Annotated in this window: 3 protein-coding genes and 1 pseudogene; 2 read left to right on the plus strand and 2 right to left on the minus strand. The window is 36.0% G+C overall.

Going from position 1 to position 1660, the window contains the following annotated elements; translation table 11 throughout:
- A partial coding sequence (locus ACFINF_RS09130) for a lysozyme (RefSeq protein WP_375620576.1) occupies positions 1–398 on the minus strand: 398 nt, incomplete at its 3' end.
- 159 nt (positions 399–557) lie between these two features.
- On the opposite strand from ACFINF_RS09130, the gene ACFINF_RS09135 reads away from it, so the two are divergent.
- Both ACFINF_RS09135 and ACFINF_RS09140 read left to right on the plus strand, forming a co-directional pair.
- The gene (locus ACFINF_RS09135) at positions 558–860 is read left to right on the plus strand and encodes a type II toxin-antitoxin system RelE/ParE family toxin (protein WP_006589072.1); all 303 of its coding nucleotides are present in this window, start codon (positions 558–560) and stop codon (positions 858–860) included.
- Complete coding sequence (locus ACFINF_RS09140; RefSeq protein ID WP_375620577.1) at positions 847–1167, plus strand: addiction module antidote protein; 321 nt, start codon at positions 847–849, stop codon at positions 1165–1167. Before ACFINF_RS09135 ends, ACFINF_RS09140 begins: the two co-directional genes overlap by 14 nt.
- A gap of 45 nt (positions 1168–1212) precedes the next feature.
- Here ACFINF_RS09140 and ACFINF_RS09145 read toward each other — a convergent pair.
- A pseudogene (locus ACFINF_RS09145) lies at positions 1213–1572 on the minus strand (antA/AntB antirepressor family protein); the annotation flags it as partial.
- Positions 1573–1660: the final 88 nt, after the last annotated feature.

Consider the following 1660-nt stretch of genomic DNA (forward strand, 5'->3'; position numbering starts at 1 on the left):
CCTTCAAGACGCTTCCCGCCTGCTTTGGTCCATTTCTGTAGCTCTGCAGGGACAGCTTCATATTCACCTTGATTGAGCTTTTTTAACAGTGTCGAGTTACAAAAGGCTCCTGTTCCTACATTATAGCAAAATGACACTAACGCCGCGAATTGTTCATCCGTTAATGAAACTTGAACTGCTTGTTCAACGGCATTCTCAAATTGTCTTAAATCTTGATAGAGAACATTTTCGGCTTGTTCTTCAGTGATTGTCATGCCTTCGTAAATAAAAGGCTTTCCAGCACTGTTTGTATGTCCATAACCTATTGTCCACACCCCAATGGCATCTTTATAGGCGTTCAAACGCAAACCTTCCCATTGTTTGATAAGTGCAAGTCCGTCTGATGATATTTTTCGCATATGTTGCTCCATAAAAAAAGCTCCGCAAAAAGCAGAGCTGGATTAAAAAATTGATATTTTTCCCATTTGAAAGGATGGCTTGTTAAAACCTATGTAGCTTGTTCATTGGAACAAAAGAATGTATTTGACATTATTTATTCTGTAGCATATAAACTACAGATGTTTATTGTTAAAAAAACACACTATTTTACAGAGTGGTTAGACTCGTTAAAAGACAAACAAGTGCAAAAGAAAATTGCTGCACGTATTTTCCGCCTTGAATATGGGCTTCTAGGAGACGTGAAATATTTCCGTGGCATTGGTGAACTAAAAATAAATTATGGACCAGGCTATAGGATTTATTTTGTAAAACAAGGGAAACAAATCATTTTGTTATTAAATGCTGGTGATAAATCCACACAACAAAAAGATATAGAAAAAGCCCTTCAATTAGTAAAGGAAATGAAACATGGAAATTACTAAATTTGATGTAAGTGAATATTTTAATACGCCTGAAGACTTTAAGATCTTATTAGATGATGCTTTAGAAACCAAAAATAGTGGCTATATTGCACATGTATTAGGTATTATTGCGCGTAAACAAGGAATGACAACTGTTTCTCAAGAGACAGGACTAAATCGCGAGTCTCTTTATCGTTCTTTAAGCGATAAAGGTGATCCACGACTTTCTACTTTTCTTAGTGTTTTGAATGCTTTAGATTTGCAAATGAGTTTGACACCTATTCAAAAGAATTGTAAGGAGCAGACAGCTTTAGAAGAAGCATCTTAACCACCTCCCCATTTTAAGAACGGGGAGGGGAGACATATTTTTTACTTAAGCGGCTTTCACGACAGATCTTTCTAAGACTTGTTTTGCTTCTTTGATTATGGCTTTGTAATGCTTGCTTTCTTCTACCAACGTAAAGGCTTTGACAAGATGCATGTGGAGAGGTCCATAAATGTAAACAGCCTTTTTAGTTGGAGACATTTTATCCCAATCTTTTGGGAAAGCAAAACGTATATCATCATAATCAACAAATTGACTTTTTAGTTTCTTTTCACATTCAATAAAGTAACGACGAGCTTGACGTCCTTTCTCATTGCGTTCAACCATTGAGAGCTCTTTCGCCATATCTAAGGTGAGATGATATTCTTTACTTATAACATTTTTACGTTTCTCATTTTTGAGAAACGTAAAACCATAATAAAGCATTCCATTGGCTTTTGATACCTTCCCAAAGCCCGTTAATCAGATTGGTTCCTACTTCCATTAAATCGACACC

Source organism: Bartonella sp. TS25HLJMH (genome assembly GCF_042193505.1).
In the GTDB taxonomy this organism is placed as follows: Bacteria; Pseudomonadota; Alphaproteobacteria; order Rhizobiales; family Rhizobiaceae; genus Bartonella; species Bartonella grahamii.

Coding starts and splice junctions, on each gene's coding strand:
- ACFINF_RS09135 (WP_006589072.1), top strand. CDS start 558: ATGTTTATTGTTAAAAAAACACACTATTTTACAGAGTGGTTAGACTCG.
- ACFINF_RS09140 (WP_375620577.1), top strand. CDS start 847: ATGGAAATTACTAAATTTGATGTAAGTGAATATTTTAATACGCCTGAA.